The 25,155-nt window shown below is 68.7% G+C and carries 19 protein-coding genes and 1 tRNA gene; 16 read left to right on the top strand and 4 right to left on the bottom strand.

Features of this window, described 5'->3' with window-relative positions:
• Both LE181_RS25250 and LE181_RS25255 read right to left on the bottom strand, forming a co-directional pair.
• Positions 1–1,576: GTPase (locus LE181_RS25250; RefSeq protein ID WP_225663795.1), on the bottom strand; the 1,576-nt coding region annotated here is incomplete at its 3' end.
• The gene (locus tag LE181_RS25255) at positions 1,573–3,201 is read right to left on the bottom strand and encodes a dynamin family protein (RefSeq protein ID WP_225663813.1); all 1,629 of its coding nucleotides are present in this window, start codon (positions 3,199–3,201) and stop codon (positions 1,573–1,575) included. The genes LE181_RS25250 and LE181_RS25255, both read right to left, overlap by 4 nt.
• Positions 3,202–3,506: 305 nt before the next feature.
• Here LE181_RS25255 and LE181_RS25260 point away from each other — a divergent pair.
• The 5 genes from LE181_RS25260 (at position 3,507) to LE181_RS25280 (ending at position 8,626) form a co-directional block, all read left to right on the top strand.
• Positions 3,507–3,582 (top strand) — tRNA-Arg (locus LE181_RS25260).
• 830 nt (positions 3,583–4,412) lie between these two features.
• Positions 4,413–5,732, top strand: a complete 1,320-nt coding sequence (locus tag LE181_RS25265) for an amino acid permease (RefSeq protein WP_225663796.1) — start codon at positions 4,413–4,415, stop codon at positions 5,730–5,732.
• 69 nt (positions 5,733–5,801) lie between these two features.
• Positions 5,802–6,593, top strand: a complete 792-nt coding sequence (locus LE181_RS25270) for an aspartate/glutamate racemase family protein (RefSeq protein WP_225663797.1) — start codon at positions 5,802–5,804, stop codon at positions 6,591–6,593.
• 210 nt (positions 6,594–6,803) lie between these two features.
• Complete coding sequence (locus LE181_RS25275; protein ID WP_225663798.1) at positions 6,804–7,733, top strand: helix-turn-helix domain-containing protein; 930 nt, start codon at positions 6,804–6,806, stop codon at positions 7,731–7,733.
• A 650-nt stretch (positions 7,734–8,383) separates the two neighbouring features.
• Positions 8,384–8,626 (top strand): chorismate mutase, encoded by a 243-nt coding sequence (locus LE181_RS25280; protein WP_225663799.1) that lies wholly within the window; start codon positions 8,384–8,386, stop codon positions 8,624–8,626.
• Between the two features lie 255 nt (positions 8,627–8,881).
• Here the strand turns inward: LE181_RS25280 and pdxR (LE181_RS25285) are convergent, their stop codons facing one another.
• Complete coding sequence (gene pdxR / locus LE181_RS25285) at positions 8,882–10,300, bottom strand: MocR-like pyridoxine biosynthesis transcription factor PdxR (RefSeq protein ID WP_225663800.1); 1,419 nt, start codon at positions 10,298–10,300, stop codon at positions 8,882–8,884.
• A gap of 334 nt (positions 10,301–10,634) precedes the next feature.
• On the opposite strand from pdxR (LE181_RS25285), the gene LE181_RS25290 reads away from it, so the two are divergent.
• From LE181_RS25290 to LE181_RS25335, 10 genes are all read left to right on the top strand, one after another.
• The gene (locus LE181_RS25290) at positions 10,635–12,206 is read left to right on the top strand and encodes an anthranilate synthase component I family protein (RefSeq protein ID WP_225663801.1); all 1,572 of its coding nucleotides are present in this window, start codon (positions 10,635–10,637) and stop codon (positions 12,204–12,206) included.
• Positions 12,203–12,820 (top strand): anthranilate synthase component II, encoded by a 618-nt coding sequence (locus LE181_RS25295; protein ID WP_225663802.1) that lies wholly within the window; start codon positions 12,203–12,205, stop codon positions 12,818–12,820. The genes LE181_RS25290 and LE181_RS25295 overlap by 4 nt, the downstream gene beginning before the upstream one ends.
• A gap of 176 nt (positions 12,821–12,996) precedes the next feature.
• On the top strand, positions 12,997–13,776 hold the full coding sequence (locus LE181_RS25300) for a B3/B4 domain-containing protein (RefSeq protein WP_225663803.1): 780 nt from the start codon (positions 12,997–12,999) through the stop codon (positions 13,774–13,776).
• Between the two features lie 29 nt (positions 13,777–13,805).
• On the top strand, positions 13,806–15,035 hold the full coding sequence (locus tag LE181_RS25305) for an ATP-grasp domain-containing protein (protein WP_225663804.1): 1,230 nt from the start codon (positions 13,806–13,808) through the stop codon (positions 15,033–15,035).
• Complete coding sequence (locus LE181_RS25310) at positions 15,035–16,315, top strand: MFS transporter (protein ID WP_225663805.1); 1,281 nt, start codon at positions 15,035–15,037, stop codon at positions 16,313–16,315. The genes LE181_RS25305 and LE181_RS25310 overlap by 1 nt, the downstream gene beginning before the upstream one ends.
• A 2-nt stretch (positions 16,316–16,317) precedes the next feature.
• Positions 16,318–17,622, top strand: coding sequence for a TrpB-like pyridoxal phosphate-dependent enzyme (locus tag LE181_RS25315; protein ID WP_225663806.1), 1,305 nt, complete (start codon positions 16,318–16,320; stop codon positions 17,620–17,622).
• A 33-nt stretch (positions 17,623–17,655) separates the two neighbouring features.
• On the top strand, positions 17,656–18,399 hold the full coding sequence (locus LE181_RS25320) for a flavodoxin family protein (RefSeq protein WP_225663807.1): 744 nt from the start codon (positions 17,656–17,658) through the stop codon (positions 18,397–18,399).
• Positions 18,400–18,431: 32 nt separating this feature from the next.
• Positions 18,432–18,809 carry a cupin domain-containing protein gene (locus tag LE181_RS25325; RefSeq protein WP_225663808.1) on the top strand — a complete coding sequence of 126 codons (378 nt, stop codon included), beginning with the start codon at positions 18,432–18,434 and terminating at the stop codon, positions 18,807–18,809.
• Positions 18,806–19,123 (top strand): chorismate mutase, encoded by a 318-nt coding sequence (locus LE181_RS25330; RefSeq protein WP_225663809.1) that lies wholly within the window; start codon positions 18,806–18,808, stop codon positions 19,121–19,123. Before LE181_RS25325 ends, LE181_RS25330 begins: the two co-directional genes overlap by 4 nt.
• A complete protein-coding gene (locus LE181_RS25335; protein WP_225663810.1) occupies positions 19,120–20,586 on the top strand; it encodes a UbiD family decarboxylase in 1,467 nt (488 codons plus the stop codon). The genes LE181_RS25330 and LE181_RS25335 overlap by 4 nt, the downstream gene beginning before the upstream one ends.
• Here LE181_RS25335 and pdxR (LE181_RS25340) read toward each other — a convergent pair.
• Entirely contained in the window at positions 20,522–22,045 is a 1,524-nt protein-coding gene (gene pdxR, locus LE181_RS25340) for a MocR-like pyridoxine biosynthesis transcription factor PdxR (protein WP_225663811.1), read from the bottom strand. The two genes, LE181_RS25335 and pdxR (LE181_RS25340), sit on opposite strands and share 65 nt — an antisense overlap.
• A gap of 684 nt (positions 22,046–22,729) precedes the next feature.
• On the opposite strand from pdxR (LE181_RS25340), the gene LE181_RS25345 reads away from it, so the two are divergent.
• Positions 22,730–24,892, top strand: coding sequence for an MMPL family transporter (locus tag LE181_RS25345; RefSeq protein ID WP_225663812.1), 2,163 nt, complete (start codon positions 22,730–22,732; stop codon positions 24,890–24,892).
• The last annotated feature ends 263 nt before the right edge of the window (positions 24,893–25,155 follow it).

Here is a 25,155-nt window from a genome sequence, read left to right on the forward strand (position 1 = left end):
AGCGCCCGGGGGCCGCCCGCCCGATGCCGGTGGGCCACACGCCCGTACGGCCGCCGTCGGCGCGTCCCACACCGGTGCGCGGGCCGCCCGGCAGGCCCAGGCCCGCGCGCCGCGTGCCCGTCACCGTGGCCGTGGTAGCCGCGGCGGCCACCTCGTCCAGCGCCTCCGCCAGGCCCTCCGCCCCACGCCCCGCCGCCTCGCGGACGGCCTGCGCCCAGGGGCCGGGCAGACCGGCGGACGCCTCGTAGGCCAGGGCCCGCACGGCCTGCTCGACCAGCGGCCGGGACGCCGTGCGGCGCCGCGACGGCGTGAGCGGACCGGCGTCGACGGCTCCGGCACCAGGCCCGGAAACACCCCCGGAACCCAGGCTTCCGGAATCCAGGCTTCCGAAGGTCGGCCCCCTGCCGCCCAGCAGCCTGAAGACCTGCCCGCGGCCCCGCTCCGTCCAGCACCGCAGCCGCGTCCACGACGTCCCGCACGCCCGCTCGGCGTCCCGCCGCCAGGCGCGTTCCGCCGCCAGGCCCGCGGCCTGCGCGCCCACCGCCTCCGCCAGCCGGTCCTCGAACTCCTGGCGGGCCCGTTCCGTCAGCCCCGGCCGCCCGTCCGCCACGTACGCCGAGCGCAACCGCGCCGACACACCGTCCACGTCGGCCGTCAGGCGCAGCTCCGCGGCGTTGCGGCGGGCCACGAACTGCCCGAGCGCCTCGCGCAGTTCGCCGACGCCCGCGCCCGTCAGCCCGGACAGTGCCAGCACCGCGGCCCCCGGCTCGCCGTGTTCGCCGAGCGCGATCCCGTCCTCGTCCAGCAGCCGCCGCAGATCGTCCAGAACCTGGTCGGCCGCGTCCTCCGAGAGCCGGTCGACCTGGTTGAGCACGACGAAGGTGACCTCGGCGTAGCCGGCCAGCGGCCGCAGGTAGCGCTCGTGCAGCACCGCGTCGGCGTACTTCTCCGGATCCACCACCCAGATCACCGCGTCCACCAGCCCCAGCAGCCGGTCGACCTGTTCCCGGTGGCCGGCCGCCGCCGAGTCGTGGTCGGGCAGGTCGAGCAGGACGAGCCCGCTCAGCGCGGGGTCGTACGGGCGCACCGGCTGCCGGCGCGCCCGGGCGGGGATGCCCAGCCGGTCCAGCAGGCCGTCCGCACGGTCGGTCCAGGCGCAGGAGACGGGCATCGCGGTGGTCGGCCGGCGCACCCCCGCCTCGGAGAGCTGGGCCCGGGCGAGGGCGTTGAACAGCGTGGACTTGCCGCTGCCGGTCGCGCCCGCGAGGGCCACGACCGTCAGGTCCAGCGCGTACCGGTGCCGTGCGGCCGCCTCCTCCAGCACCCGGCCCGCCTCGGCGAGGGTGCGGCGGTCCAGGCGCGCCCGGGAGAGGCCGACCAGCTCGCGCAGGGCGTCGAGCCGGGGCCGCAGCACCAGGCCCGCGGGGGAGGGCGAGGCCGCGACGCGGGGGACGGGGGGCGGCGGGGGCGGTGCGGGTGCCGTGCGCTGGGGGGCGCGTTCGGGCCGGTTGCGGCGCGCGATCAGCCCGTCGTTCCAGAAGCGGTTGACTTCGTCTGCTGTCGGCACGGCGGTCATGTCTCCTTCTGCAGTACGGACAGCGCCGCGATGAGCTCGACCTGGTGGTCGGGGGTCACGTTCAGGGCCTCCAGGGGAGCCGCCCTGCGGTCCCGCTCGGCGTCCAGGACCTGTTCGAGGCAGTCGGCCAGCAGCCGGCCGCCCCGGTCCCGCAGCCGCAACGCGCCCTGCGCCCCGAAGGTCTGCGCCAGCTGGTCCCCCGCCTTGGCCGCGCGGCGGCCGCCCAGCAGCGCCGCGGCCAGCAGCGCGGCGGTGCGTTCGCTCTCGGGCCCGCGGTCGCGCTCGGCGGCCCGCACCTCTTCCTCCGCGATCTCCTCCAGGCAGCGCCGCCAGCGGCGTACGGCCACGCCGATGCGGGCCCGGGCCCCGTCGGGGTCGGCGGGGGCGAGGGCCGTCGCGGCCGCCGGGTCGCCGCCGCAGGCCGCGGCGATCTCCTCGTCGGCGGCGTCGGCGGCGCAGCTCAGCAGGGCGATGACGGAACCGGTGAGGGCGGTGAGCAGCTCGTCGGGGGCGCTGTCGCGGGGGTAGCCGCGCCAGTGCGTGAGGGCGTCGCCGGCCAGTGCCTCACCCGCCCCGATCTCGCGCCGCACGCGCTCGACGGCACGCCCGTACGCGTCCTCGACGCGCCCCAGCAGCCGGACGGCCGCCGCGTGCTGCACGGCCGAGGCGCCGGCGAGGCCGGGCAGCCGCGATCCCAGCGAGGAGAGCACCCCGCGCGCGGTCCGGGCGGTGGCCACGGTGCGGGCGGCCGGGTCCTCGGCCTGCTGGGCGAGCCAGGCGCGCAGCCCGGCGACGGCGGTGGAGGGCAGCAGCCCGCCGCCGCCCGCGGACTCGGGCAGCTCGGGGATGGTGAAGCGGGGCACGTCGCCGAGGCCCGCGTTCTCCAGCAGCGCGTCGTACTGCCGGGACACCTCGACGGCCACCTGGTGCGGCACCCGGTCCAGGACGGTGACGAGCGTGACGTCGTACTCCTTGGCCGTGCGCAGCAGGTGCCAGGGCACCGCATCGGCGTAGCGGGTGGCGGTGGTGACGAGCACCCAGATGTCGGCCGCGCAGACGAGGGCGGCGGCGAGGTCGCGGTTGCGGGCGACGAGGGAGTCGATGTCGGGCGCATCGAGGAGGGCGAGGCCGCGCGGCAGGGCGCGGTCGGTCTCGATGCGCAGGGAGAGCGGCCCGTCGTCGGCCGGTTCCTCCACCTCGGCGCCGGCGTCGTCCATCGCCTCGGCCTCGAAGGCGGCCGCGGCGGCCTCCTGGTTCGGCACCCAGACCCGCTGCAGCGTCGGCAGGACGCGGTCGCCGGCGAACCAGTGATGATCGTCCGGATGGCACACCAGCACTGGCGTGCGGGTTGTCGGCCGCAGCACCCCGGCTTCAGTGACCCGTCGCCCCACCAGCGAGTTGACCAGGGTGGACTTCCCGGCCCCCGTGGACCCCCCGACGACCGCCAGCAACGGCGCTTCGGGGGCGCACAGCCGGGGCACCAAGTAGTCGTCGAGCTGCGCCAGGAGCTCGGCCCGGTTGCGACGGGCGCGGGCGGCGCCCGGGAGGGGGAGCGGAAAGCGTGCGGCGTCCACGCGGTCACGCAGTGCGGACAGCGCGTCAAGCAGTCGGGGCCGTACGTCCAAGGTCGCCACACGTGCAGAATGCCCACTTCTGGTGTGTTTTTGAAGCATATAGCCCCTGGCGCGCGAGGCGTGGCGCAAGAGGCCCAGGCATAACGAGTAGACAACACCCCGCGCCTGAGACGTCAAAAACGATGCGAAAATCGCACCTGCCTGCGATTATCAGGACCGCTTCACCGAACCTCCACATCGTGTCACGGAGGTGAAGCAACCGGGACGAGGTACGCGGAGCCCTATCCTTGTCCCCGGCAAGGTCACGGCACCACCGAGCCCGGGGCTTCAGCCGTCCGCGACCGCCGCACACACCGGCCCCCGTAGCTCAGTGGATAGAGCAGGCGCCTTCTAAGCGCTTGGCCGCAGGTTCGAGTCCTGCCGGGGGCGCCACTCACCTCCACCAGCCGACCGAAACCTACGCAGGTCAAGGTACGTTTTTCGGGGTTGCCGGACGGCGTTCGGGGCTCGCCCCGGGCGGACCTTGCCCGGCCGGGACCGGCCGAAAGCGGGTCTCTGCGGCTGCCCGTGGGGCCCGTGCGCCGCCGTCCCGGAGACTGTGGCGAGCCGAGCATGCGAGAACCCCACTCCGCCGAGAGCTCTCAAGTTCCCCGACAGGTCGCTCGATGCAGTCGCAGCGGCCCCGGGGGCACTGTCACGTTGAGTCAGCGCCGTGCGATGATCTTGGGGCTGACCGTCTCGGGGGAGGAACTGTCCGTGCATGCTGTGCCGCTGCCACACAAGGGCCATCGCCACTCGGCGCAGAACGTCACCCCATGAGGCCTCACTTTCGGTTTCCGCCCTTCGTCGGCGAACCAGCTGCGCCGGCGGCGGTGCTCACCAAGATCAGCGGGAAGGCACAGTCCGCCGCGAGGTGATGCCCCCCCCCCCCGGGGGGGCACCGCAGTTCGAAGCACCTCACCATCAGGCGTAGAACAGCCGCAGCAGTGCGAGCTCGCCATGAGACGTTCCCCTACGCGGGCTCGGGCTCGGGCTCGGAGTGTCACGCCCGCCTTGAAGACATCTCAGGTCACCACCTTCCACAGCAAAACGAGCCTTTCCGTGGCGCATATATTCTACGATTGGAATTCCATTGAATCGCGAGGGGGAAATGCTTGATGGACACTGAGTCAAAGTTATCACCCGCCGGCCAGGCAAAGAGTGCCTTACCGGACGACAGTGCCGATTCGACTCGCCTGGGCACTGGCCTGCGACAGCGACACATGACCATGCTTGCTCTGGGCGGGGTGATCGGGGGAGGTCTTTTTGTTGGTTCCGGCGCGGGCATCCGTGTCGCTGGGCCAGGCATTCTCCTTTCTTACCTGGTCGCCGCAGGGTTAGCCATTCTCGTCATGCGCATGCTCGGCGAAATGGCCGCAGCAATGCCCTCCAGCGGTAGCTTCTCGGTATACGCAGAAAAGGCCCTCGGCAAGTGGGCCGGATTCACGGTCGGGTGGCTTTACTGGGGAACGCTTTGCGTAGCAATCGCAGCTGAGGCGACGGCAGCATCGAAAACCTTGAACGCATGGCTGCCCATGGCCCCTCAGTGGGCATTCACCCTGGCGATAATGCTCCTTTTCACTGCCTTGAACCTGTTGGCGGTCAGCTCCTTCGGAGAGTTCGAGTTCTGGTTCGCCGGCCTCAAGGTCGCGGCGATAATCATCTTTCTCGGACTTGGTGTGGCCGCAATCGCCGGCGTGATGCCAAGCAGCGAAGCGCCTGGATTCACCAACCTGACAGGCCACGGAGGTTTCCTGCCGCACGGCACCACCGGGGTGATCACCGGAGTTCTGGCCGTGTTGTTCTCCTTCGGTGGTCTGGAAGTGGTGACCATCGCAGCGGCCGAGTCTGCTAATCCGTCCGGTTCGGTCGCACGAGCGGTTCGCAGCGCTGTGTTTCGTATCCTGGTTTTCTATGTGGGCAGCATCGGCATTATCGTCACGCTGCTGCCGTGGGACTCTGCAGTAGTAGGACGCAGCCCATTCGTTGCGATGCTCGATCAAATCGGTGTGCCCGCAGCAGCTCACATCATGGATGTCGTCATTCTGCTGGCACTACTGTCGTCCCTGAACGCCAGCATGTACGGCGCATCACGCATGCTCTACTCTCTGGCCGGTCGGAGAATTGCTCCGGCTGCGTTGACGTCGACGTCGGCCAACGGCACGCCACGACCTGCAGTCGCCGCTTCGGCAGGCTTCGGGTTCTTCGCCGTGCTGCTTAATTACTGGTGGCCGGATACCGTATTCCAGTATCTCCTCGAATCGGCCGGCGGGGCACTGCTCGTCGTGTGGATTACGGTTTCCGTATCACAGGTTATATTGCGAAGGCGCCTGGAACGGGAAACACCGCACCTGCTGGTCGTTCGCATGTGGGGCTTTCCCTACCTGTCGTGGCTCGTTATAGCGGCGATGGGTGCGATCCTGCTGCTCATGTGCACCGACGCTGCTGCCCGAACACAACTCCTGGCGACATTGAGTGCGACAATGGCCCTTGTGGTGATCGCATTCGTCCGGTCCCTGTTTTCGCGTCGGCGCATTTCGTAACCAACCTATCCCCAATTGATGTAACCCAGCATCGCGCACTCTATTACCAACGACACACAGGATGACATAATGAATGGTTTAAGGGCGGGGTCAGCTCAGCGGACACCGGGCCGATTCGGCCTCATCGGCGGCGTCGGCCCGGACGCCTCCTCCGACCTTTACATGAGGGTCGTGGCCGAATATCAATCCCGTATGCACGGCGCTTACCCGGACGTGGTAATGCACAGCATTCCGCTCCCTTCCAAGCTTGAGCAAGCTTTCGTCAGGGGGCACTTCGATGCCGCAGAGGAATCTGAAGTCGACCGCCTGCTGACCCAGTCATTGGACGTGCTGGAAGGTTCCGGTGCCACGTGTGTAGGGCTCGCGTGCAACACGCTGCACACCTATCTCCGACCTTTGGTACGCGAGCGTGGAATCCACCTACTGGACATGATCGACGCAGCGCTGTGTCGCCTACGCGACTCCGGGCACCGCCGCGTTCTTCTACTCGCTACGGCGGCCACCGTTCGGTCTGGCCTTTACAGTGACCGCGCTGATGAGTTCGGGGTGGAGATCGTCGCCCCCGACAAGGCCGGCCAGAGTGTCGTGCAGGCGGCGATCATGGACCTTCTTCGCTTTGCGAATCCCGATGGACCCGCCGCCGCCATGAAGAAGTACGCCGCCACAATCCCGACGGATATAGATGCCGTACTGTACGGGTGCACAGATCTTACGGCACTGAGAGACCACGACATCTTTTCGGTTCCCGTGGTGGATAGCTTGAGTTGTCTCACCGATGCCTGCGTGGATTTCCTGTCGCGCGACGTCATGGCAGCCGCGTCGTCCGAGGCGCGTTTCTCCAACGCGGTACCTATGAGATGACCTTCAGGGGCACGTGGGGGCACGAGTAACTTCCTTGTGACCCAAGCAGCGCGCCGAGTCGGCCGCTTCCGATATCACGTGGCCGCCTACCCCCCGCGTCGAAGGGCGACAGTGCACGACAATCCCGCGATCAGGGAGACACGGCTTCTCCAGTTGCTGCTCACTGAGGACGAGACGACCGGTCAGGAACCCGCTGCCCGGAGCCTGGGCATGACCGAGCAGGAGCTGCAAACGGCGATCACCGTCCTGCACGAGCGCGGACTGGTGCTCAAGCCGCGGGACGGCCGGTTGCCGCGGCTCGTGTCACCCGAGGCCACGCTCAGTAGGCTGATAGAGCTCCAGCGGTCCTGGCACGAACAAGCCGTGACCGCGCTCGGCCCGATGCGTTCTGCCATCGATGCGCTCGGCGAGAGCGCGGTGCGGCTGGCTACGGGGCACCTCCAAGCGTGCACTGTGCGCGGGCAGGAGCAGATCACAAAGGTTCTGCACGACGCCGCCTACCGGGCACGCGAGGAGATCGTGAGCCTGCATCCCGGCGCACCGCTGCCTCCCGACGTGCTGGAGGACAGCCGGCTGCGCAATCAGCGCGTTCTCGACCGCGGGGTGCGCATGCGGTCGGTGTATCTGAAGTCCATGGTGCGTGTGCCCCACGGGCAGGCGCACGTGCGGGCCATGCAGAGGGCGGGGGCGGAGGTCCGGCTGGCCGTGGTGCTGCCCTTGCGGCTGATCGTCGTCGACCGCTTGCTGGCCTTCACCTCATTGCGCAACCGCGAGGGCGAGGCCGTGGCCCTTCAATTGCAGGGACCGGAACTTGGCGACCTGCTCCACCAGGTCTTCGAGTTCTGCTGGTTGTCGGCGGAGCCAGTGGACGGGCCGGGACCCGATCTGCCGTCGCAAGCCGAGGGACCGCCCGGCATGTCCGGGCGGGAACTCACCATCGTCCGCATGCTTTTCGAGGGGCGCAAGGACGAGAGCATCGCTCGGGCACTGGGGGTGTCAGTGCGGACGTTGCGCCGGCTGATGACGGACGTCATGCAGAAACTCGGCGCCGAGACCCGCTTTCAGGCGGGCGTGCGGGCCGTGAAGCTGGGGCTGGTGGGAGAACCTGCGATGGGCGAGGCCTCCTGCGATGCCTTCTGAGAACCGGGTCGTGCAGGGCCGGGCGGACTTCTTGGTGTTCTGAGTGGTCTTCTTGGCCGGCTCTGTCGACCGGTGAGCCTTTGAATGCTCCTGCGGCGGGGTGCTGGGCCAGGCGAGATCGAGAGTGCATCGGGCCACAGGAGGCATGCATGCGAAGCGGCGTAACGAATTCATAGGCCCGTACCCCCGTTGGTGTGCGTTATTCAGCACCGTAGAGCACTCTCCACGAGGACGGCCTGGCCGCGAGGGGTCATGGCACTCATCGGACAGCACCTGAGTCTTCTGTCGAGCTGCCGCGGCCACCATGATGGTCTCCGGAACCCTGCACGCGGTCCTGCCCATGCTCGCAGTTCTCACTGCAGAGCGAACAGCCGTGTTCCGTCCGGACCACGGAACGCTCGCTGAACATCCCCATTGCCGATGGGCGCATCCTGCCCCAGCGGAAAGACCGTGCTGTTTGTCGAGAGCCGGCCCGCTGATGCTGGGATCGAGTCAACCCTCGGCACCGCCTCAGGCGCCGGAAGCGGATGTGCGATCCCGGACCTGGACGCCCGAAGAGCTCTACTTCATGTGGTTCACCCACGTCTGCCGCACCAGCTGACGACCCCGCTGTGCAGCAGACCCACATCGCGAAAGGAACGACGACCGAAATGCCCCTGATCGATGTGATGGTCGACCAGTCGGAGATCGACCGGCTCGACGAGGCGCTGCTCACCCTGATAGAGAACCGCCAAGCGCTCTCGGTACGCATCCAGCAGCAGCGCATAGGCGCCGGCAGCTCCCGCGTCGATCTCGCCCATGAGAAGGCGGTTTTCCAGCGGTACGAGAAGGCGCTGGGCAGCCCCGGCGTGTCCATCGCCCGCGAACTGCTCTACCTGTGCGGGGGCCGGTGAACGGCCTGGAAGAGGTCCATTGACCGGGATCAGCAATTACCTCGTACAGGCCCGCCGGGGCACTGGGGCCAGGCGGCCGCCCTGGTCACGGACGCCTGCCTGCGGCGACTGACGAGCGCAGGCGCCCGCCCAACGCTGCTCCCTGGCGGCCCCTGCGGACGCAGCGTCCACGACCGGTGGGAGCTCGCCCTGCTGCGGGTTCAGTCGGTGCGGCGGCTGGGCCGCGGGCTGCAGCCCAGCCGCCGCGACCGATGTCTACTGGCGAGATCCCCGTCCACGTACCTCTCGATACGCCGTGCCGAGTTCGGCCATGCTCTCCTGCAGCCCCGCGCTGTCCACAGCGGCGTAACCGACGACCAGCGAGGGCGGTCTCGGGTGCTCCTCCATGGCATAGAAACCTCCTCCGTGGATCAGAACGGAACGAGTGCGGGCCGCCTTGGTCAGGGCGGCTTCGTCCACGTCGGGCGGCAGTCGGACGTAGGCGTGGGAGGCAGAGGTTTTGCCGACGATCTCGGCGCCCGGGAGGTGATGAGGAACAAGGTCCTGCAGCAGCTCGCGGCGTTTGCGGAACTCCGTACGCAGTCGGCGCTGGTGGCGGTCGAAAGCGCCTGTGGAGACGAAGTGGGCGAAGGTGAGCTGCTCGACACCGGAGCATCCGATGTCCCAACCGATGCGCATCTTCTCGACGCAGGCCATCAGTTCGGAGGGGCCGGCCAGCCAGCCGAGGCGGAGGGCGGGGGCAAGGACCTTGCTGGCGCTGCCCGCGTAGACGACGCGGTCCGGGGCCAGGTGCTGCAAAGCGAGGTCCACGTCGGAACGGTTCGTGTAGGTGCCGTCGAAGTCGTCCTCGACCACGTAGCCGTCCACCGCGCGAGCCCAGGCGACGAGCTTCTCACGGCGTTGCCGGCTGAGCCTGGCGCCGGTGGGGAACTGGTTCCCCGGGGTGGTGAGTACGGCACGTACGCCACTTCGTTCCAGTAGGTCCACGCGCAGTCCCTCGTCGTCCACAGGGATGCCCACCGGCCGCAGCCCCGCGCTGGTGATGAACTCCCGCTCGCCGGGATGCCCGGGGTCCTCGACCCCCAGGGTCTCGTGTCCCCGGTCGCGTAAGACCCTGCACAGGAGGGCCAGCCCCTGGGCGAAACCCGACGTGATCATGGTGTCCTGGAGGTGGGTCCGCACACCGCGGACTCTCCCCAGGTACTGGCCCAGGACGTGCCTGGTCCGCAGGGCCCCGCTGGGCGGCCCGTAGCCCAGCTCCGTGCCCCCCGCGGCGGTCAGCACCGCGGTCATCGAACGGATCCACTCCTGGTGGGGAAAAGAAGAAACATCCGACTTGCCGGTCCGCAGGTCCCACCGGGCAGCCGTATGCCCCGGCTCCGGATGTCCCCCGGTCAGCGCGGAACCGCCTGCATAGCTTCCGAGGTGCTCCGCCACCTTGGTCCCGGAGCCGTGCCGGGCCGTCAGATAGCCCTCCGCCGAGAGCTGCTCGTACGCCTCCACCACGACACTGCGGGACACCCGCAGATCGGCGGCGAGCTGGCGGCTCGACGGCAGGCGCGAGCCGGGCTGCAAGGTTCCGTTGTCGATCAGCCGGCATAAGTTTTCCCGCACCTGGGCGGTGAGGGGGTGTCCCGCGGTGCGGTCCACGCTGAGTGCGAGGTGCCAGGACAAGTGGTCTCCTTCCGGGGGACTGAAGTGGTCTGGACTTCGAAGTCTCACATTTGCTGAAGTTGATCTCATCGAGCTTTCGGCCACCTGTTCGTATGTGCGGGTCCGACGAGGGGGCGTGACCACGCGGCGCCGCGTTGCCTCCTGGCGCACCTGGCCGCAATGGAGCGGCAGGGATGGCGGCTCGGTGTACGGCTGGTGTGCGTCACCGGCCCAGGGGGGTGGGGGATCCCGGTTTCGGACCGGGCCCGTCGGTGGTGTTCCGGGACGGGATACGCCGGCAGTTTCGTCCACCTGCACTACGCATGGTCCAGGTGGACCAGAAAGGCCGAGCGTCATGTCCTTAATCTCTGCACCGGGTGTGCATCCGCACCTGTCCGAGGCCGACTCGACCCTTGAACGCAGGGTTCCTGCGCGACCGGAAGGGCTGCGGGTCCACGTCACCGCGACCGAACTGCCGGCCAGCTCACCGGCGCTGGTCTACGAGGCGCTGGTCCGTGACCGGGCGCAGGATGACGTCTATCTCTTCGAGAGCCTGGACGGGCCTGCCCAGGACCGGCATTCCGCCGTGGTCGGCTGGAACCGCATCGCCGAACTCCGGCTCTACGCGGACAGGGTGGAGCTCACGGCATCCGGCGTCCTGGGCGTCAGGCTGGCCGATGTGGTCTCGACCGTGGCCGGAGAGACGACGGCGGAGCGCGGTGGCCTGAGGGTGTGGACGGCGCAAGGCTCCGCAGAGGTGTGGCGGCTGTTACGCACGGTACAGGGTGCGTTCGATGTCGAGACCGACGTCCCGGAGTCCACGTTCGCCTTCGGGTTCCTGACCACACTGGCCTATGAGGCGGGGTGGGACATGGAACGGCTGCCGCAGAGCCAGAAGGAACCGGATCGGCCACGGTGTACTCTCGCGCTGTTCCAGAACACGGTCTGGTACGACCTTCACACAGGCGGAGTGCGCCTCCTCACGGCCTCCGGAGATCAGCTGCCCTCGGGAGACGATCGGCTGCCGGACATCCTGACGGGCGGCGCGGTGCAGGCGCACGGGGACTCGGCAGTGCCCGACGCGCCCGCGCCCCGCTCGGTACGGGACAACCTGGACGAGAAGACCTTCACCGAGCGCGTCGGGCGCTGCCTGCAGCACATCGGGGTGGGCGACAGCTATCAGATCCAGATCGGTCACCGCATCGACGTGGAGACGGACCTGACGCCCTACCAGGTGTACCAGCGACTGAGGCACCGCAATCCGTCCCCTTACATGTACCTGGTCCCGTGGGCCGGCCACACGGTGATCGGGGCGAGCCCCGAGCTGTTCATCCGGGTCGAGGGCGGCCGCATCTCCATGCGGCCGATCGCCGGTACCGCGCCCCGGGCCGCGGACGGGGCGGAGGACGCCCGCCGCGTGGCCGAACTGCGCGGCAGCGCCAAGGAACAGGCCGAACACATCATGCTCGTCGACCTGTGTCGCAACGACATCGGGCGGGTCTGCCTGCCGGGCACCCTCTCGGTGGACGTCATGATGGAGGTCGAGCCCTTCGCCTATGTCCACCACCTGGTTTCGACGGTCTCCGGGCAGATCGACGACACGACGGACATCTGGACCGCGGTCTGCGCCACCTTCCCGGCCGGCACCATGACCGGGGCGCCGAAGGTGCGCGCCATGGAGATCATCAACGACATCGAGGACGATCCGCGGGGCATCTACGCCGGCGCGCTCGGCCTGGTGGACGTCCGCGGCTTCGCCATGCTCACCCTGTGCATCCGTACCGCGGTCCACGACGGCGAGCGATACATGACCCAGGCATCAGCGGGGGTGGTGGCCGATTCCGTGCCCGCCGCCGAATGGCGGGAGACGCTGGCGAAGTTGAGCCCGACCTACTGGGCCCTGACCGGCGAGGAGCTGCTGCCGTGAGCGCCACCGCCAACTCTCCGAGGGTCCTGCTCGTCGACGCCTACGACAGCTTCAGCCACATCATCGACCAATACCTGCTCACCCTCGGCGCCAGGACCGAGGTGGTCCGGTCCCATACCCGCACCCCGCAGGAACTGGTCGAGCTGCGCCCCGATGCCGTGGTGCTCGGTCCCGGCCCCGGCCACCCGGCCGACTCCGGACACGTCCAGCTGGTGCACGCCTTCGCAGGGCGAGTGCCGCTGCTCGGCGTCTGTCTCGGCCACCAGGCCATCGGCCTGGCGTTCGGCGCCGAGATCGCGGTCGCGAGGAATTTGATGCACGGCAAGACCAGCCCGGTACGCCACGACGGCAGGGGCGTGTTCGAGGGCGTCGCCGAACCCCTGACCGTCACCCGCTACCACTCACTGATCCTCGACGGCGCCATGCCGCCCGCGCTCGAAGTGACGGCGACCTCGCTCGATGACGGCTATGTGATGGGAGTACGTCACCGCACGCTCGCGGTCGAAGGGGTGCAGTTCCACCCGGAGAGCGTGATGACGAGCCACGGACTGCGGCTCTTCGAGAACTTCCTGGCCGTCACTCGGCGGTCCACCGGCGAGTTCGCCGCCTCGTAGCCGAGTTTGCCGGTGTGTGCCTGCACTCCGGCCCGGTCGTCATCGTCGCGGGCCCCGGTGTGGCCGGGGCCAAGTGGCCTTCCGGAATCGCCGGGGATTGGCCGCATCCGAATCCCCTCCCCGTCCGTACTGTCAACGCGTCAACCCGTCCCCGAACAGGCATGAAGGACATTTCCATGGATCGGTCCACTACCGCGGCCCGCGCGGCGGGCACCCTGACGGTCTCGGTCGACGAGCGACTGTTCGGAAGCGCGCCCGACTACGTCCTCGGACTGATCGCCGTCCCGGACATCGAGGTGGCGGCCGCCGCACCCGAGGTGGCTTCACTTCTCGCCGAGGCGGAGAATGCGCTGCACGGGCTGTCGCTCAGCAAGTCCGACGTCTCCGCGCTGCCCACGGTCGCAGCCTGGCGTGAGACGTACCGGCTCTTCGGCGTCAACCCCAACCGGTTCCCCTGCGCCGCCGAATCCCTGCTGCGCCGCGTGGCCAAGGGCGACCGGCTGCCCCGCATCAACTCCATGGTGGACCTCTGCAACGCGGTGTCCCTGGCGGCCCGGCTCCCCGTCGCCTCATGTGATGTGGGCGACATCGAGGGCGAGCTTTCCGTACGGCCCGCCGACGGCCGAGAGGTCTATCTGCCGCTGGGAGCTCCCGACGCTCCGGAGCATCCGGAGCCGGGCGAGGTCATCTACGCCGACGACCGTGGGCGGGCACACTCGCGCCGCTGGAACTGGAGGCAGAGCGATGTGATCAAGACCGACATCGGGCGCCGCAGGCTGCTCATCACCGTCGAGGCGGTGCACGAGGGAGGCCGGGAAGCGGTCGAGACCGCGCTCGGCCGCGTCGGGGACGTGCTGGACGGAATGACCGAGGGCCGGCAGCAGCCGGTCGTACTCGACCGGGCAGTGCCCTCCGGGGCGCTGTTCACCGCCCCGGTGACCCCGGCCGTCCGTTGACCGGCACCCATCCACTGGAGGAGACCCTGATGAACCGATCGATCCTCGTCGTCTACAGGCCCGCGGCCGGCCGCTACACGGCACAGTTCCGCAGCGTGGTCGCCGCCGCCAACTCCCTTGGAGTGCAGACGGTCGTACTGATGCCCGAAGGCTGGGATGCTCCCGAGACCGACGGGCTGCCCCGGTACCACGCCGATCTGGAGGACACCGGCTCGGTACGCACCGTGGTGGACCGGATCGTCTCCGAGCACCGGATCGAGCGGATCTTTCCGCTCTTCGAGGGGGACGTCCTGCCCGCCAGCCGCTGCCGCCGCGACCACGGCATCCCAGGGCTGACCCCGGACGAAGCGCTCAACTTCCGCGACAAGAACGTGATGCACCGCAGGGCCGAGGAGCTCGGTGTCCGAGTGGCCCGCTCGGCACGGCCCGATACGGTCGGGGCGGTTGCGGACTTCGCGGAACAGGTCGGCTACCCCATCGTGATCAAGCCGTATGCCGGGTGGGCCTGTGGCAGCACCTATCGCGTGGACAGCCGCGAGGACCTGGACCGGGTCTGGCGGGAGATGGGTGACGACCGGCACGCCTACCGGGTCGAGGAGTTCATCAGCGGCATCGAGTTCCATGTGGATTCGCTGCTCCAGAACGGTGACGTCGTCTTCGAGCAGCTCTCCCGCTACACCTACTCCGTGCTCGCGTACCAGGACGAGCCGGGCGGGACGATCTCCCGCAAGTACCACCTCTCGGAGCACGAGCAGCGGATCCTGGACCTCAACGCCGAGGTGCTGCGGGGATTCGGCATGCGGACGGGTGTCGCGCACGCGGAATTCTTCCTGCTGGACGACGGCGACGTGGTCTTCGGCGAGGTGGGTGCGCGCGCCGGTGGCGGCTCCATCGTCCCGGCGATCGAAGCCGGACGGGGCATCAACCTGGCCGGCGAATGGTGCCGCCTCGAACTCGACCCGTCCCACCGTCCGGCCGCTCGACTCGGCCCCGAGGTGGGCACCGAGTACCTGAGCTCCGACAAGTACGGGCGCATCACCGCCATCAGTACCTCCGAGGACCTCGTCGCGCTCGACTCCGTACTGGACGCGGACATCTGGAAGAGCGTCGGGGATGTGCTGGCCCCGCCCACCAGGTCCAACGACGTTCTGGGCTGGTACGTGTGCGAAGGTCTCGACTACGACGACATCCGGGGCCGTTTCAAGACCGTTCGGGACACCTTCCTGGTCGAAACCGAGCAGGAAGCCGTGCGGGACTGATGCGCGACGAAAAGGAAGCGGGACCGAACTGGCTGGTCCGGTTTCGGGAACTGCCGGTCGCCCTCAGAGCGTTGTTCCTCGCGGCCTTCGTCAACCGCGCGGGCATGTTCGTCTTTCCGCTGCTCGCCGTCTATCTGGTGCGCGGCAAGGGACTCAGCACCGGCGGAGCGGGAGTTCTGATCTCGGTCGGCAGCACCGGACTGCTGGTGGGCAGCCTGCTCAGCGGGCCCTTCTGCGACCTGCGCGGCCGCCGCCCGGCGCTGGTCTGCGCACTGCTGCTGAACGCGGCCGGCTATCTGGGACTCGCCACCCTGAACGGGCCACCGTGGAGCTACGCGGTCCTGCTCTTCGTGGCGCTCGTCGGAATGGGCATGTTCGGGCCCGCGTGCAACACCCTGATCGCCGATCTGGCCACGCCCGAGCAGCGACCCTTCGCGTACACGATCAGCTACATCGGGAACAACCTCGGCATGGGCGTCGGCCCGCTGCTCGGCGGCGTGGCGGCCGCATACTCGTACCACGTCATGTTCGCGGGGAACATCCTCGCCGGGCTGGGGTGCGTGGCGCTCATCATGATGTGGGTGCCGCGTGACAACCGAGTCGCCAAAGGTGACGCGCCCGGGACCCCTCCGGCCTCGGAGGAGAAGGCGTTCCGCAGGGTACTGGAGCACACCCATGTGCTTCTGGTCGTCATGGTCTCCTTCTTCTACGTCGCGCCCCTGATCGGTCTGGAGTACCTCCTGCCGTTGTCCGTGACGACGGTGCTCCACGAGTCCGCCGGCCTGGTCGGTGTCGTCTACACGATCAACAGCGCCATCGTGGTCGGCTTCGGGTTGGCCATCGAGAAGCGGATCCCGCGGTACAGCACCAAGGTGCTGCTGATCGCCGCAGGGCTGTTGTGGGCGCTGGGCATCGCCATGCTGGTCCTGGCCTTCTCGCTGACCACCGTGCTGCTGTCCACCGTGGTGTGGACCCTCGGCGAGATCATCGCCTCCGTCGTGGTCCCCACGTACATCGCCGACCATGTCCAGGAACGCCTGGTGGGGAGCTTCATGGCGCTCAACGGCTTCGTCCTGGGACTGGCGCGACTGGTCGTGCCGGCCGGCCTCGGCTTCATCTGGCAGTCGCACGGGGACCGTTCCACGTTCGTCACGCTCCTGCTCGTCCCTCTTGCCGGCATGGCCGTTTTCGCCCTGCTGCGCATCCGGAACCCGGCCGCCACGCAAACCCTTCCGGTCCCTACGCCACCGTCCGCCACCACTGAACCGTCGAGAAAGTGATCATGGCCACCACCAAGTTCCTCCTGCCCGAAGACCGCATCCCCACCACCTGGTACAACGCGATCCCCGACCTTCCGGGCGGGCTTCCTCCGATGCTCCACCCCGGCACCAAGGAGCCGCTGACCGAGGCCGATCTGGAGCCGCTGTTCCCGGCCGAACTGATAGCGCAGGAATTCAGCACTGCCAGGGAGGTGGACATCCCCGGCGCGGTCCTGGACGTCTACCGGCAGTGGCGGCCCGCACCGCTGATCAGGGCCCGCCGACTGGAAGCGGCGCTGGAGACCCCGGCCCGGATCTATTTCAAGTACGAGGGCGTCAGCCCGGCCGGCAGCCACAAGCCCAACACGGCCGTTCCGCAGGCGTATTACAACAAGAAGGCAGGTGTGCAGCGACTCACCACGGAGACCGGAGCCGGGCAGTGGGGCAGCTCGCTCGCCCTTGCCTGCTCCTACTTCGGCCTGGCCTGTGAGGTCTACATGGTCAAGGTCAGCTACCAGCAGAAGCCGTATCGTCGCGGGCTGATGGAGACGTTCGGCGCCACCGTCACCGCCAGCCCCAGTGAGCTCACCGAGGCCGGACGGGCCGCGCTCAAGGCCGACCCCGACTCCACGGGAAGCCTGGGACTGGCCATCTCCGAGGCCGTGGAGGCCGCGCTGAACAGCGGCGGTACGGCGAAGTACGCGCTGGGCTCCGTTCTCAATCACGTGCTGATGCACCAGACGATCATCGGGCAGGAGGCACTGCTCCAGATGGAGCTCGCCGACGACTACCCGGATATCGTGATCGGTGCCGCGGGCGGCGGCTCCAACTTCGGTGGGCTGGCGTTGCCCTTCCTGCGCGAGCAGCTGGGCGGTGGGCGTTCGGTGCGCGCCATCGCCGTCGAGCCGGCGTCCTGCCCGACGATGACCAAGGGCGAGTACGCGTACGACTTCGGTGACACGGCGGGACTCACCCCGCTCACCAAGATGCACACCCTCGGCCATGACTTCGTGCCCCCGGGCATCCATGCGGGCGGTCTGCGCTACCACGGCATGGCCCCGATCATCAGCACCCTCAAGGAGGCCGATCTGCTCGAAGCCCGCGCGGTCCCGCAGACCGCCTGCTTCGAGGCAGGTGTGACCTTCGCGCGCAACGAGGGCATCGTGCCCGCACCGGAGTCCACGCACGCGGTGCGGGTGGCCATCGACGAGGCGCTGCGGGCGAAGGAGGAGGGCCAGGAACGGACCATCCTCTTCACGCTCTCCGGCCACGGACACTTCGACATGCAGGCGTACATCGACTACTTCTCAGGAAAGCTCCGGGACTGACCGCAGCGAGGGACAGCAGGTGCAGAGCTCGGTGTGATCCGGGCCCACCTGCTCCATACCCTGCGCGGAGAGAGCAGACAAAAAGTGCGAGAAGAACGTCCTTATATCCTTGGTATATCCGGTTCCGAACGTGCGGGGGGCAACACCGATCTCGCCCTCGACCATGCGGGGCAGTTGGTGCGGTCGCGGGGGGCCGACTTCCATGCCATCCACCTGCGCGACCACCGCATCTCCCCGTGCAGCCCGTGCGGGGACTGCAATCAACGGCTCGTCCCGTGCGAGCTGCAGGATGACATGCCGGGCATCGTCGAGCAGATGAAGCGGGCCGACGGGATCATCTACGCGGTTCCCGTTCACGGCTTCGGCTTGGCCCACCCGATGCAGATCTTCATCGAGCGCGCCGGTGTCGGCTTCCTACGTTTCGACCGGCCGTTGGCCAACAAGGTCGGTGGGGCCATCGTCACGGGCCGCCGGTACAGCGATTCCTCGGTGCACGACCAGCTCGTCAACAACCTGCTGCTCAATCGCATGATCCTGGTGGGCAGCGGGTTCCCGGCCCTGCTCCGCAACACCTCGCCCGAGCCGGGCCTCACCGACGCGGAGGGCATGGACGCCCTGGAGCGCATGGTGCATCGGATGATCGACATGGTCGAACTCCTGAAGCGTCAGGAGGCACTCACCGGAGCTCCGGTGCTGCCTCCGACCGACCGCAACGAGCGGGTGTCACGCCAGTCCCGTGACGACTCCGGGGTCCGACAGCTCACCACGAGCGCATGAAGCACACATCACCTCTTGGAGGAAGGCCGATCATGACATCAGAGACGACCCGGACCGCCGGTCCGGCCGATACCGCGGTACCCACCCTTGTCGGCATCGATTTCGACTCCATCCCCTGGGAGAAGTGGCAGAAGCCGGGTGCTGACGGGCGAGTGAAGATCGTCCACACCCAGGGACTCCGCGTACGCCTGATGGAACTGCCCGCGGGCTTCAACGAGGAGGAGTGGTGCAACCGCGGCCACCAAGGCTATGTGCTGCAGGGTGAGTTCACCATCCACTTCGACGACCGGTCGGTGCCCTGCCGGCCGGGTATGGGCTTCGTCATCCCCGGTGACGAGCGCCACCGCTCCCAGGGAGCCGACGGCGAGCCCACCGTCGTCTACGTGGTCGACGAGGTACCCGCGTCGTGACCGCCGTGCACGAGCGCATCGGTGAACTGAGGGTCACCATCGACACCTTGGACCGTGAGATCGTGAGGCTTCTGGCCGAGCGCACCACGGTGGTGCGCACTCTCACCGAGTTCAAGCGTGACGAGGAGACGGTCCGCTCTCCCGGCCGCGTGGAGGAGGTCGTCGCCAAGGTGCGCGGGCTCGCCGAAGAGTTCGGAATGCCACCGGAGATCGCCGAGGCAACGTACCGCACTCTCATCGACCAGCTCACCCGGATGCAGATGGACCGGCTCGCCGAGCGACAGCGACAGGCGTCGCGAGAGGCCGGTTCGTGACCCGTCGCGTCGCCGATCTGCGCACCACGCTCGCCGGGCTCGACGCGATGCCGGGCGAACTGGTGCGGGTGCGGGAGGAGGTTCCGGCCCGGTTCGGGGTCTCCTCCCGCTACGCCCGGTGGGCCGGGGCGCCGGCCCCACCGCCCACCGGACCCGGACCTGCCGTCCTGTTCGAGCAGGTCACTCCGGAGAACGGCCCTCCGGGGGCGGTGCTGATGGGGCTGTACGGGACGCGCCGACGGGCCGCGGCACTGCTGGGACTCACTCCGGCGGAGCTGCCGTACCGGCTGTTGGACGCGGTGGCCTCGCCGGTGCCGCCAGTCCGCATCCAGGGCGAGGCTCCCTGGGTCCGGACCTCGTGCGAACCGGATCTGACCAGGCTGCCGGTCCCGGTCCTCACCGACGAGGACGCCGGACCGTATCTGACGCTCGGCGCGGTGCTGGTCACGGATCCGGAGACCGGAGTGCGGAATCTGTCGGTACACCGGATGTGCCTCCAGGGACCGGATCGGCTCACCATCTGGATGGTGCCGGGCCGCGACCTGGAGCGTGCCTACGAGGCGGCCCTGCGCCGTGGGCAGACGCTGCCCGTGTCCGTCCATCTGGGGATCGCCCCTGCCGTGCTGCTCTCTTCCTGCTGCCCCACCTCGCTGGTACCGGCGGAGCTGGACGAACTGGCGGTGGCCGGGGCACTCGGCGGGGCGCCGGTCGAGCTGATGCCCTGCGTAACGGTCGAGGCGGAGTGCATCGCACACGCCGAGTACGTCATCGAGGGGGAGCTGCTGCCCGAGCGGCGGCCGGAGAACCCGGCCGGGTCTGCCGCCACGCCGGAGTTCCTCGGCTATCAGGGCCGTGCCCATCCGTCCCTGCCGGTCATCCGCGTCACTGGGATCACCGCACGTCAGGGCGCGATCCTTCAGGCGGTCTCGGGTCCGGGCCACGAGCAGTCGATCCTGCTCGGCTTCGGAATGGAGGCCGCGGTGTTGGACCGGTTGCTGCGGCACGGCGCGCCTGTCCTCGCCGTGCACTGCCACACGGCCGGCGGCGGCCAGCTGATGACGGTCGTGCAATGGCGGCACAAACGCGCTGCCGAGGACGACGCCCTGGTCCGGGAGGCATGCAAGGCGATCCTGGAGGAATTCCGGATGATCAAGCTGGTGGTGGCCGTGGACGAGGACGTGGACCTGGAGTCCGACCAGGACCTGTGGTGGGCGATGGCCACCCGGCTCCAGGCGGACCAGGACGTGGTCGTGCTGCCCGACCGGGAGGGCTTCCCCCTCGACCCCACGCAGTCCACCGCCTACTCCCCGACGGTGTCGGCCGACGGCCGTACGGCCAAGGCCGTGTTCGACTGCACCGTGCCCTTCGCCCATCGGGAGCGGTTCCGTCGGGCTCGGTTCACGCCGGAAGTGCCCCCGACGGCTCCCGGACCGCAGCTGCCAACAGAGCGGTTCCTTCGGTGATCCGCGCGGTGGAGAGGGCCGCGTAACCCATCAGGAAGGCGGGCTCGGAGGGCGGGTCCTGCACGTAGTACCCGGAAGCCGGGTAGATCCGCACGCCGAGACCCGCCGCGCGGCGGACGATCTCGTTCTCGTCCTGGCCGCGCAGCCCGGGCAGGGTGACCAGGACGTGCAGCCCCGCCGCTTCGCCGGAGATCCGCACCCCGGCACCGAAATGCTCGTACAACGCCTCCAGCAGGCGCCGCCTGCGCTCCCGGTACAGGCGGGTCATCTTGCTGATGTGACGGGCGTACGCCCCGGAGGAGATGAAGTGGGCGAGCGCCTCCTGCTCGACGGTCGGAGTGAGCCGGTCGGTGATCCATTTAATGCCGAGAAAGGGCCGCACCAGGTGCTGCGGAAGGATCGCGTAGCCGATCCTCAGAGCCGGAAAGAGCGTCTTGCTGAAACTGCCCACGTAGACGACGACTTCCCGGTGCCCGTCTGCGGCCAAGGCCGGCAGCCGCTCCCCGGAAAACGCGTATTCGTTGTGGTAGTCGTCCTCCAGGACGGTCGCGCCATGCGCGTGAGCCCACTCCACCAGGGCCCGGCGCCGGGACTGCGACATGACACAGCCGGTCGGGAACTGATGCGACGGCGTCACATAGGCCAGCCGCACGCGAGCCGGATCGTGGCCCGCTGCCCGCACCCGGGCATTGATGTCCATGACCCGCAGCCCTTCCTCGTCCACCGGCACGGGCACCACGGTGGCCTGGGCCGCGCCGAAGATCTGCCGCAACACCGTATGGCTGGGATCCTCGATCACCACGACGTCACCGGGGCCCACCAGTGCCCGTACGAGGATGTCCATGGCCTGGGTGGCGCCGTTGGTGACCACGATGCGCTCGGGAGAGGCATCAAGGGCACGGCTCTGCCGCACCAGCGTGGCGATCTCGGTACGCAGGGCGGGGGATCCCTCCGCGAGCCCGTAACCCAGCGAGGCGTCGTCGGCCCTGCCGTACGCCTCCGCCAGGGACTGGCGCCAGCGGGCGACCGGAAAGGCGGCCAACGCCGGTGTGCCGTGCCGGAAGTCGAGCGCGCCCCCCTTGCGGGGCATCGGCGGTGGCTCCCAGGGCTGCCACAGTGTGTGCCCGGCATCGGTCGGTCTGGGCGGCTGGGGAGCGAGCGGAGCCTGTGGGGCCGGCTGCGCGGCGGCATTCGGCTCCCGGCCCTCGATCCCGGCGACCTTCGTGCCGGAGCCGCGCCGGGCGGTGAGGATGCCGTTTGCGCGCAGCAGCTCGTAGGACCTGAGGACGACGGTCCGTGAGACGCCAAGCTGCCGGGCGAGCTCGCGGGAGGCAGGCACGGCGTCTCCGGGGCGGAGCCGACCGGAGCGCACGAGCGCGATGAACTGGTCACACACCTGCTGCTGCAAGGGTACGGAGCCGTCGCGGTCAAGAGTGATCAGCAGCTCGGTCGTTCCCACAGTGGCCCTCTCCCAGCTCCAGTTACAGTTCCGCTGTTGCTGCTGGTCAGGAGCACTATTCAAGTGTAGACACCTAACTGGTCGTCCTCCTTCCGGGAGGGGCGCCTTGGCGCCCTGCGTGCCGCCGGCCGGCCCGGGGTCCGCGACACCGGTCGGACCTTCGCCACCGTGACCCGCCAAGCCCTCCCGGGAGGGTGCCGCAGAGGAGCGTTCACCCAGCTCTGCTTTCGACGGGCGAGCGGCCCGGCCACGCCCTCGGAAATTCGACGTGGCGACCCTCCCCGGGCGCTGCCGCGGGCAGCTCGGGCCCGCAGGGACGTGTCCACAAGAGGACACGGGAAAGCGAGAACGCACGGGCAGGGCGGGTAGTTCCACAAAGGTTGTCAACAAGCTGCCAGGGAATGCTGCTTCCCGCCGAGCGCTCAGATGCATGACGGAAACTTGGCACGCGGTTACGCCTCGGACGCGTGCAGTCCTCCACGACCTCCCAGGCGGATTCCGCCCTCCACCGCATGGCGGAGGACCGGTCAGACTACGGGGCGATTTCCGCGGGACCGCATGGTGCGGCTGGGCGAACGCTCCTAACCTGCCATGGATGCTGTCCCGCGAGCGGACACCGATAACACATGCCGTCCTCCCGAGCAGTTGGAGCGGCAGAAGAAATAACTTTCCCAAAGGAGCGTCATGTTCGGACGGATAGGACGGTTCTCCGTCAACCGGCCATGGCTGACCATCGTGGCCTGGATTGTCGCGGCGGTCGCCCTGGCCGGACTGGCCCCGGAACTGAAATCGAGCACTGATCAGGCAGACTTCCTTCCCTCCCACTATGAGTCGGTACAGGTGGGCAAGCTCCAGGAGAGCGCCTTCCCGCAGCAGGAGAGCGCGGCGGCGATCGTCGTCTACCAGCGGACCGACGGCGAGAAGCTGACCGATGCGGACCGGGCTGCAGTCGCCAAGACCACCGAAGGGCTCGAGGCCAAGAAGTACGAGACCTTCAAAAGCGTGGTGACGTCGCCCGAGGCGGTCTCCAAGGACGGCAAAATGGCGCTCGCGAGCGTCTTCTCCACGAAGAAGGACCTGGGGGACGACGCCACTCTGGAGTCGGTCAAGAAGCTGCGCACGGACGGCAAGGCGCTGCTCCAGGGCAGCTCCCTGAAGATGGGCGTCACCGGCCCGGCCGCGACGAACGTGGACGCCAGGGAGTCGGGGGGTGACACCGATGGAATGATCATGATGGCCACCGTGCTTCTGATCATCGTGCTGCTCGGAGCCATCTTCCGTAGCCCGCTCATCGCCCTGCTGCCGGTGCTGATGATCATTCTGATGTTCATCATGGCCCAGAGCCTCATCGCGACCGCGAGCAGCCTGTTCGGCCTGGAGGCCGACAGCGGCGTCTCCGCGATCCTCATCGTGGTCCTGTTCGGTGTCGGTACCGACTACATTCTCTTCCTGCTCTTCCGCTACCGGGAGCACCTGCGGACCGGCCAGGAGCCGAAGCAGGCACTGATCGACGCCGTCTCCCGGGTCGGTGAGACCATCGCTTCCGCCGCGGGTGCGGTGATCGTCGCCTTCCTCGCCCTGGTGCTGTCCACCATGGGCAGCATGCGCGCCATGGGCCCGTCGCTGGCGATCTCCGTCGGCGTGACGCTCGTCGCCGCTCTCACCCTGGTGCCCGCGGTCTTCTCCCTACTGGGCACGAAGGCGTTCTGGCCGTCCAAGGCGTGGAAGCGCACCCCGAAGAACCGGCTGGCCAACGGCGTGGGCAACATGGTCTCGCGACGCCCCGCCCTGGTCGCCGCCCTCTCCGGCGGAGTGCTGGTCGTTCTCGCCGTGGGCGCCCTCGGCTTCAAGTCCGAATTCGACTCCGAGAGCTCGCTGCCGAAGAACCTGGAGTCCGTCCAGACGATGGCGGACATGCAGAAGAGCTTCTCCGCCGGCGAGTCGGACCCCAGCCTGGTGTACATCCAGTCCAAGGACGGCGGAAAGCTCGACAAGGCCGCCCTGGACACCTTCCAGCAGGCGATCTCCAAGGCCGAAGGCGTCGGCGACGTCTCCCCGGCGAAGCTGAACCCCAATGGTGACGTCGCCCAGTACAACATGGTGCTGAAGTACCGGCCGGCCTCGGAGAAGGCCATCGACCTGGTCTCCGGTCCGCTCCGCGACACGGTGCACGAGAGCGCACCCGAGGGCACGAAGGCTCTGGTGGGTGGCTCGACCGCGGTACTCGCCGACATCCAGACCGCGGTGAACCACGACTACAAGCTGGTCTTCCCCGTCGCCGGGCTCGCCATCATGATCATCCTCGGCCTGCTGCTGCGCAGCGTGGTCGCGCCGGTCTACCTGATGATCGCGGTCGGCCTCGGGTTCACTGCGACCCTCGGTTCGACCGTGTGGCTCTTCCAGGACCTCAAGGGCGAGCGTGGCCTGCTGTTCATGCTGCCGATCATCGTGTACCTGTTCGTCGTCGCCATCGGCACCGACTACAACATCCTCATGGTGGCGCGCCTGCGCGAAGAGGTCGGCCGAGGCAAGTCCCCGGCCGAGGCGGCGCGGCTCGCGGTCAGCCATTCCGCACCGACGATCGGCTCCGCGGCCGTCATCCTGGCGGGCACCTTCGGCGTCCTGGTGCTGGCCGACAACTCCATGCTCCAGCAGATGGGATTCGCCGTCGCCTTCGGCATCCTGCTGACAGCGTTCATCATGGCCCTGCTGCTGGTGCCGACGGTGACCGCGCTGCTGGGTGACAAGGCATGGTGGCCCAGCCGTGGCGGTGGGTCCGCCGGGACCGACACGGGCCGGCCGGTCGCACAGGAGCCCGAGCACACTGTGGAGTCCGCCGGCGTGTGATCACGATCCCGCTCTGACAACCGGACGCCGGCCCCCCGCGACACTCTCGCGGGGGGCCGGCGTCGTTTCCCCTCACCGTGGCGGCCTGAGCCGGGCCCGAGACCGGCCGACCGGGCCGGCTACGGCTAACGCGCGCAAGCCGGCAGCCCCGGAGGCCACGTGCATGCCCTGTCCTTCCGCGAACCTCCCGCATCCCTACCCGGCCCCGCCGGTGACGGCGGAGTCCCCACAACGGCGAAGTCGACGCACGGCTGAGGCCGTGC

The sequence above is a fragment of the Streptomyces sichuanensis genome (assembly GCF_020328095.1).
Classification (GTDB): Bacteria; Actinomycetota; Actinomycetes; order Streptomycetales; family Streptomycetaceae; genus Streptomyces; species Streptomyces cinnamoneus.